The organism is Nocardiopsis sp. MG754419 (assembly GCF_018207095.1).
Taxonomy (GTDB): domain Bacteria; phylum Actinomycetota; class Actinomycetes; order Streptosporangiales; family Streptosporangiaceae; genus Nocardiopsis.
The window spans coordinates 1-8099 of the sequence record NZ_QOCZ01000201.1 but is presented as its reverse complement, the minus strand read 5'-3'; the positions used below and the strand labels follow the sequence as shown (position 1 = coordinate 8099).

4 protein-coding genes, 1 tRNA gene and 1 pseudogene are annotated in these 8099 nt (G+C 63.8%); 3 read left to right on the top strand and 3 right to left on the bottom strand.

Translation table 11 applies throughout. From position 1 onward, the window contains the following. The first annotated feature begins 355 nt into the window (after positions 1-355). Positions 356-610 carry an AlpA family transcriptional regulator gene (locus DSY14_RS25485; RefSeq protein ID WP_249188457.1) on the top strand — a complete coding sequence of 85 codons (255 nt, stop codon included), beginning with the start codon at positions 356-358 and terminating at the stop codon, positions 608-610. Next, positions 611-2109 (top strand): annotated as a pseudogene (locus DSY14_RS25480) (tyrosine-type recombinase/integrase). It abuts the gene before it with no gap. 246 nt (positions 2110-2355) lie between these two features. Here the strand turns inward: DSY14_RS25480 and DSY14_RS25475 are convergent. Further along, a complete protein-coding gene (locus DSY14_RS25475; protein ID WP_211719152.1) occupies positions 2356-5355 on the bottom strand; it encodes a tetratricopeptide repeat protein in 3000 nt (999 codons plus the stop codon). 315 nt (positions 5356-5670) lie between these two features. Then, positions 5671-5746 (bottom strand) — tRNA-Arg (locus DSY14_RS25470). Between the two features lie 476 nt (positions 5747-6222). Between DSY14_RS25470 and DSY14_RS25465 the strand changes: the two genes are divergently transcribed. Continuing rightward, a complete protein-coding gene (locus tag DSY14_RS25465; protein WP_307851333.1) occupies positions 6223-7119 on the top strand; it encodes a cobalamin biosynthesis protein in 897 nt (298 codons plus the stop codon). A 173-nt stretch (positions 7120-7292) separates the two neighbouring features. Here the strand turns inward: DSY14_RS25465 and DSY14_RS25460 are convergent, their stop codons facing one another. Next, positions 7293-7805, bottom strand: coding sequence for a hypothetical protein (locus DSY14_RS25460; RefSeq protein WP_211719151.1), 513 nt, complete (start codon positions 7803-7805; stop codon positions 7293-7295). Positions 7806-8099: the final 294 nt, after the last annotated feature.

Sequence of the window (8099 nt, the reverse complement as noted above, 5' to 3'; positions counted from 1 at the left end):
GGGGCGGTGTGGGGGCACTGGTGGCCCCACCGCGCCCCAGCCCGGCCCGGGGTTTCCCCCGGGCCGGGAGCCCTACCGCCCCGGCCCCGCCAAAGGGGGCCGAACCCGGGGTTCGGGCCCCACACGGGGCCGCTGGCGGCCCTGACCAGTGAAAGCGACAAATTGCCTGCAAACGGGCGTTGGATGGGTGGCGGAGGAAAAATCCGGTGGTGTTGTTGACGAATCCGCTTGACCACCTCGGCGAGGTCGAGCGTGGATGCGTGGTGCCCCGCCCAATGCGGGGCCGCGCACCGCAAACGTGCAGTTCACACAGGGTGGGGAGGTGGTCAGGGTGAGGTCGGATACTCCAGTCCGGTTGGACGAGGTCGGCTCGTTGCCGGTGGTGTTGGAGCCGGTGGCGGCGGGGCGGATGCTCGGGTTGGGCCGCACCACCACGTACCGGCTTCTGCGCCAAGGAACCTTCCCGGTCCCCGTGTTGCGGGTGGGCCGGTCGTGGCGGGTCCCCACCGCGGGGGTCCTGGCCCACCTCGGCCTTGAACCGTTCTTCAACTCGCAGAGCTGTTCACGGTGTGGTGCGCGCAGTAACCACGGGATGGAGGGGGAGTCGTAGATGGCTTCTCATCAGGGACGGGTGTTCAAACGGTGTGGGTGCCGGGATGAGAACTCCGGTCGGGCTTTGGGGGTGCGGTGCCCGAAGTTGCGGCGTCAGGGCGGGGCGTTCAACCCCCGCCATGGGGACTGGGGGTACCAGCTCGAGCTCCCACGCACGAGCCAGGGGAAGCGGCGTCAGGCCCGCCGTACCGGTCTGGAGAGTCAGGAGCAGGCGTGGGAAGCCTTGGACCACCTCAAAGCGCTTCTCGATCTGGCCCAGGGTGAGGGGGATGTGGAGGTGCAGATCGCGGACCTGATCCAGAACGCCCTCAAGACCCGCACCCCGTTCCCCTCGGTGGCCGAGGTGCGCCAGCGTTTGGGGACGGGGGCTGATGTGCGCAAGGAAGCCCCCACCGTGGGGGCCTATTTGAAGGGGTGGATCCAGGCGAAGCCGGACCTGGCCGAGGGAACCCGGACCTCCTACCAGGGTCACATCCGCAAGTACCTCCTCCCGCACCTGGGCAGGTCCGGTTGGACCGGATCAAGTCCAGCCAGGTCGAGGCGATGTTCGAGTGGATCGAAGCCAACAACGAGCAGATCCTCGAAGCCCGCGAATCCGAGGACACGAAAGTGCGGGCATCGGTCCGAGGCCAGCGGGTGGTGAGTCTGTCGACCAAGCACCGCATCCGCGCGACCTTGCGCAGTGCGCTCTCGGATGCAGTGCGCAGCCCCGAAGAGCCGGTGAACGTCAACGTCGCCTCCCACGCACGGCTGCCGTCCTGTCCGAGGAAACGCCCTTTGGTGTGGACACCGGGCCGGGTGGAGCGCTGGGAGAAGGACGGGACGGTGCCGGGGGAGGTGATGGTGTGGACCCCGGAGCAGACGCGCACCTTCCTGGAACACTCCCGCAAGTATGTGTGGCTGCACCCGTTGTTCCACCTGATCGCCGTCAAAGGTCTACGCCGTGGGGAGGCGGTGGGCCTGCCCTGGGCCCACACCCGCCTCACGGACGCCGAGGCGGATATCCGCACGCAGGTGGTGCAGTTGTCCTGGACCACGCTCACCTCCACCCCGAAGAGCGAAGCTGGGCAGCGCACCATCACCTTGGACGCCGACACCGTCAAGGTGCTGCGGGCCTGGAAGAAGTTCCAGAACCAGGCCCGGCTGAAGGCGGGTCCGGAGTGGGTGGATTCGGGGTTGGTGTTCACCCGCCAGATGGGGGAGGGGTGGTTGCCTTCGCATGTGAGTGACTGGTTTTCCCGGATCGCCCGGGCGGCCGGGTTGCCGCCGATCACGTTGCACGGGCTGCGTCACGGGGCGGCCTCGATGGCGCTGGCCGCGGGAACGGACGTGAAGGTGGTCTCGGCTGAGCTGGGCCACTCCACTACCCACTTCACCCAGGACACCTACCAGAGCGTGTTCCCGGACGTGGCCAAAGCGGCGGCCGAGGCCACCGCCGCGCTGCTGCGCGGAGCGTCGGTCCCGGCTGGGTCGGGGGGTTTGGTGCCGGTGCGGTAGCCGGTTCAGGGGAGCACACCAGGAGCCCCACACGGCGCTCCGACCCCAGGCGAGTGGACGGGTTCACCCGTTCTGGCCTGGGGTTTCCTCGTGCCCGTGGCTCGTGAACCATCGGATCAAAGGTCCGATAGCTGTTTGGGGAATAGCAATCATGGATTCTATATAGATAGATTTAGTGGCCCCTCAGTCTGATTCGAATCTATGATCATGTGATGGCATCGCCGGAGTCGTAGAGAGAGGTGGCCATTAGTTCTGTGAATTATAGGATTTGCTGGCCCGCTTTTCTGTCCATTGGAATAATCCTGCGCGGGCCAGGTGTATAAGTCTGTGGTCATGAGTGTGTATAATACTCAATTGATTCACAAGAAAGTAAAAATCACTTTCTGCCATTTCGGCATTCCCTGACATGCCTCTCATGTGGGCAAGGCTTATGCGAGTCTCGATGGTCTCGGGGTGTGTGTCTCCGAGGATGCGAATGCGGTCATTTAGTAGTCCTTCCAATTCGGTGGAAGACTTTTTGGGATCGTAATTTTTTCCTTGGAGCAGGTAGATGTTGTTGCGGACAGTTAGCGTGGCTGGGTTGTCTGATCCGAAAATGCGAAGGTGGTCTGCGAGAAGATTCTTGTAGAGTTCGTTGGCTTCAGCTATTTTTCCAGACTCTCCTAGCATTGCGGCAAGGTTGCTTTTCATGGCTAGAGTCTGAGGATGGTCTGGCGTCAAAGCCTGGAGGCAGTCATCGTGGATCTCGTAAAAGTTAGACGCAGACTCTTCAATTCTTCCCATTGTGTACTTAATGCTGGCAATGTTCGCTCGTGTTGTAAATACATCTGGGTGATCTGGGCCAAGGAGGCCTACTTGTTCAGCCAGTACAGCTTCTAGCTCTGAGAGGGCAGATGAAGGGTCCCCTTGTTGGCTCTTGTTGATCGCGATATTATTGAGTGTGGTAAATAGGTATGAGCGATCACGGGCGCACTTGTTATTTTGCTCCGCTTTGACCTCTTCAAGTGCCCTGGTGGCTGCCATGTAGTCGCCTGAGTGTCCTTTGAATCTGGCCAGATTTCCCTTGGCGAGCAATGTGTATCGATTCTCTTTTCCGAGAACCTTCTCCATGGTGGGAACAATTTCTTCAAGGTCTGTGATTGCTCTTTTTGTTTCCCCTTTCTCGCCACGTATGGATGCTAGGTTGAACTTGGACGTTAGAATGTCTTGGTGATCGGGTGTTAGGGCGTCAAGTCGTTTCGATAGTACCTGCTCAAGTTCTGTGATCGCAGTTTCCGTTTCTCCTTTTTCGTCGAGTGCGATTGCAAGGTTGGCTTTGGCTGTTAGGGTGTCTTGATGGCTGGCTCCAATGTTTCTAGTGGAAATGTCAATCAGGCATTTCCAGTATGCGATGGATCGATCTGTTTGCCTAGTTTCACTGAGGCTATTTCCAGCCCATAAAAGAGCAGGATGAATGCTGGAACTAATCAAAAAATCTTCTACAGGAATCCTGCTTGCATGGCGAGCGAAGAGGGTGAAAGTGTTCAATCTCAGCATCTCGGAGAAGCGGGGTGCTTGCTCCATCTCGGCCCACATAATAGCAAGTGCATCGGCTGCTGCTTTGACATTCTCCTGGGTGGGGCGAGTGGCGTGATGTTCACGGGTGGCCCGTTGAACAAGCTGATGGGCTTGTATCACTGACTCGCTATTCCCCAGGCCGACTTCAAGAGCTTCGGTTGTGTGAAAAGCAGAACGAGATACCAAATTCAATCGATGCAGACTGGCCAGCGTCCTGGAAACGTCTTCGCGGCTGATTGCGGGCAATGCCGATGGAGTACGGATCCTCCCCCTCAGCGCAAGCTTCAACCTGCCCCACAGCCCGCCCTCGGAAGTAGCCATTGAAAGAGAAGACGACCGCCTGTTGGGCAGAGTCTGTTCTGATGTTCGTTGGGTGGCCAGGTAGTCCTGAATTGGGGCCGCTGTGAGGACACACTCGGGAATGCCGGAACCATCCAACAGGGCAATGAGCCCCATCAAGGGTCGGGCTGTGCCTTGCGGTTCGAAGGTGTCGGCTTGTTCCAGAGACAGATCCCAGGTGGCGGCGAGCGGCGTGGGAGTCTCCCAGTCCGGGAAGACCTCTGCGAGGGTGCGCATCTTGTCGTTGAGCAGATCCAGGTAGGCGGTACATCCCATCCCCAGCTCCGCCATGTAGGTGACCGCTTGGCCCAACGCCAGCGGAAGATACCCTAAGTCTCGCGCGAGAGAGCCTAATTCGATCGTGGTGTAGGGGACCCCGGCCTCGCCCAGTGCTGCGGAAAGAAAGGTGTGGGCTTCGTTCTCCGTATAGACGTCGACGTCGAGGAGGCGACGACCTTGGGTGGTGAGGCAGTGGTCGCGCCTTCGGGTGGTGGCCAGGACTCGGCCGTTGGGTTGGTCGTGCGGGGGCCATAGGTCCCGCACGGAAGCGGGGTCGGCCAGGTCGTCCCAGATGATCAGCCAGCGCCGGTTCTGGTTTTTGGCGGGGTCACCGAGCCATGTCAGGAAGAGCGGCGCAGCGTCTTCGGGATCGTCAGGCACGGTTGCGAACAGGTGACGGGCGGCTTGGGCGTAGGCGGAGGTGATGCGTTCACGGCTGGAGGCGTTGGCCCAGACGAGCACGTCCACGCGTTGGTCGGGGGCGTTGATTTTACGCACGATGCGGGCATGGTGGGCGGCGAGCTGGGTCTTGCCGACTCCACCGGTGCCGGAGAGGACCTGCCGCAAGACTACGGTTCCGGATCCTGTTAGGGCCTCGGTGAGCTGATCGGTGACGTCCCTGTGCTGGTAGTGGGCGGCCTCTTCCGGGATGACACCGACATGGATCGGCCAGTCCACTTCATGGCGTGGGAAGTGGTTGTGTTGTTCGTTGATGAACTGACCGTTGAAGGTGCTGTTGCGAAAGTCGTTGCGGCTTCTCTCATGGGAGGAGTTGTCCACGTGCACGTCGTGGCCTTGGGCCAGGGTGCCGCCTGAGACGTTCCCGTTCGCGGTGTTGGCCGTGCTCACAGGAGTGTCCGGCTTGTCTGCGGAAGAGGATCTGGTGGTGGAGGTCGCCCAGACGATGGCGGTGACTACCAGCGATAGGGCTGCGATGATGCTTGCGGTCCAGGACACGGCCTCCCACCCCTGCCGTGTGGTGTGGCCTCCGCCGAGCCACAGTCCGGTTCCCAGTGCGCTCAGAATCGCGACGGTTGCCACGACTGCCCAGATCCACTTCGCCTTATTCATGTCACCGATTGTGGCGCGTCATGCCCTTGTGGGGTAAGAGGTTTGGTCTGAAACGGGCCTTGAACGGCCCGCTGGGCCATGCGACGTAGGGGCACCCGTGGGGTGCGCCGGGGCGGCTGTGGCGCGCTGGTGGGCGGATGCAGGGTAACGCGGGGCGGGGTCCATCCGGTCACGGGACAGCAAAGTGCTACGGGAGGTGGACCCCCACCTGCACTCACCTTGTACTGGGGAGCACACCAGGAGCACACATGGGCCCCAACCGCCGCGAGGACCTCGTTCGAGGTCCTCGCTTACCCCGTCTGACCTGGGGTTTTATGGCGCACCCGGCAGGATTCGAACCTGCGGCCATCGGATTAGAAGTCCGGCGCTCTATCCACTGAGCTACGGGTGCTCGATTCAATTGTGGCCCGATGTGGCTGGGCGTGACCGGGTTGTGACCCTTGGTGGGGCGAGGTGGCGGCCTTCGGGGCGTGTGGTCCCGTGCCGCCGGCGCCTCGGCAGACATTCTAGGGTATTCGTCTGATGTCGCCCACGGCAGGGCAAAGCCTGACCAACTACGGTGATTCGTAGTTGCGTCTCATTAGCACGCGCGCTCCACCAAATCGGTCGCTTTGGGCGTCGCGCACCACGTTACCGGTGATTAACCCCCAGTGCGCAGCTGTGCCGCCGGTGTTTCGTGAACCGGCCGCCCCGGTCGGGGGTGGGTCGGTGGGTCAGAAGACCCACCATTGACCTGCCAGGATCGTCAGCGTCGTGATGGTGAACAGCATGTGCTTCCCTCCCTGCTCGACTCTAGGGCCTCTACGTGTATGGGCGGATGCATTGTGTGGCAAACCCGGGTTTGCCGTGGTTTGGTCACTCTCGCAGGTGCTGTTGACTGAGGGGGTGAAACAGGGACTGATCGCGGGATTCGTGCTGGACAGGCTGGTGCCGGACCCGCAACGCGGGCATCCGGTAGCGCTTTTCGGGACGGTGGCCGGGTGGTGGGAACGCCGGCTGTACCGCGACTCGGTCGCGGCGGGGGTGCTGTTCGTTGGTGCCGCGGTCGTGCCGGTGGTCGTGGCCGGCACACGGCTGCGGGGACCGGTAGCGACGGCGGTCACCACGTGGGCGGTGCTGGGCGGCAGCATGTTGGGGCGGGAGGCCGAACGGGTCGCGGACGCCCTCGAACGCGGCTACCTGGACGAGGCGCGCACGTTGGTGCGCGGACTGTGCGGACGCGACCCCTCGTCGCTGGACGAGGACGGGATCGCTCGGGCCGTGGTGGAGTCGGTCGCCGAGAACACGTCGGACGCGGTGGTCGGTCCGCTGGTGTGGGGCGCGTTGTGCGGCCCGGCCGGGTTGGCGGGGTTCCGGGCGGTCAACACCCTGGACGCCATGGTCGGCCATCGTGGTGACCGCTACGAGCGGTTCGGCAAGGCCGCGGCGCGGGCGGACGATGTGGCCGGTTGGGCCCCCTCCCGGCTGACCGGGTTGTTGGCTGTGGTCGCGGCGCCGGTGGTGGGTGGAAGCCCGCGCAAGGCGTGGCGGGTGTGGTGGCGGGACCGGAACGCGCATCCGAGCCCCAACTCCGGCCAGTGCGAGGCCGCCTTCGCGGGCGCGCTCGACCGCACGTTGGGTGGGACGAACGTGTACGGGGACCGGGTGGAGCGGCGACCGGAGATGGGCGATGGCCCCCCGGTGCGCCCCGCCGACATCCGGCGGGCGGTCCGACTGGCGCGCGCGGTGAACCTGGGCGCCCTCCTGGTGGCGGTGGCCCGCTGAGCATGCTGCCGGCCCCCGGTGCGCTCGGGACCTCGTGTCCCGCCCGCGCCATGCGAACCGCCCAGCCTCTCCACACGGCTCGGCACGCTCGCCGAAGGTCGGCGGAGCCCATCGCGCCGTCCACCCGACACCCGGGGTCTCCGTCGGCGGCCCGACCCCGGGGCGCGCGGCGGTCAGGCCGCCAGCGAACGGACGTAGTTGACCTGACGGTGGATCTCGTGCACGAAGAGGGGGTTGCTCACCGGCAGGTGGGTGGCGTGGTACCGACCCTCGCTCTGGACGGTGATCTGCACGTGCCCGGTGGTCCTGGACTCCTTCACCAGGAGGATGAGCAGGCCGAGCAGACAGGTCCACCAGAAGGTGAGGATCGCGGCGATGATCGCCCAGGCGGGGGTGGACTGATCGGTGCGGCTCATGTCCGACACCGTCCACACACTGCCCTTGACCGGGAAGCGTCCCGCGGGGGTGATGACGCTGGTCCGGGTGACGGCGATGTCCCCGATGGTGACCAGGGTGGGTTCGTTCGGGGCGGCGGGGACACCGGCGTCGGCGGGCATGTAGCCGCCGGTGGACGCTCCGTAGGGGTCCGGGTATCCGCCGGGGTGCTGCTCCGGGGGGAGATCCCAGCCGGGGGTCGGACCGTCCGGTGGATGCCAGGGGCGGCCGTGCTCGGGGTACTCGTTCATGAGGGGATTGTGTCAAAGCCACCGTGGACGTCGATGCTCCGTGGCCGGGCGAGTGCTCGCTGTGGCCGGTTGTGGCCAGGTGCGATGCGGGGTGTCGCGGCAGGGAGGGGTCGTACGCAGGTGTATGGCCTGGTGTGCCGTGGGTCACTGCAAACGTGGGGGTTCGCCCCGGTCGGCGGCGGACCCTCCCGAAGAACATGAATGTCTTTCGCGATTTTCCGACCCGTGCTTAGCATGCGCTGATCCATCGCCCGCACCCCCAGGTGGTGACCCACATGTCTCCCGCGCCCCTGC

What these genes read in the sequence shown, in the direction of transcription:
- DSY14_RS25460 (WP_211719151.1), bottom strand. Translation starts at nt 7,805, where the DNA reads ATGAACGAGTACCCCGAGCACGGCCGCCCCTGGCATCCACCGGACGGT.
- DSY14_RS25475 (WP_211719152.1), bottom strand. Translation starts at nt 5,355, where the DNA reads ATGAATAAGGCGAAGTGGATCTGGGCAGTCGTGGCAACCGTCGCGATT.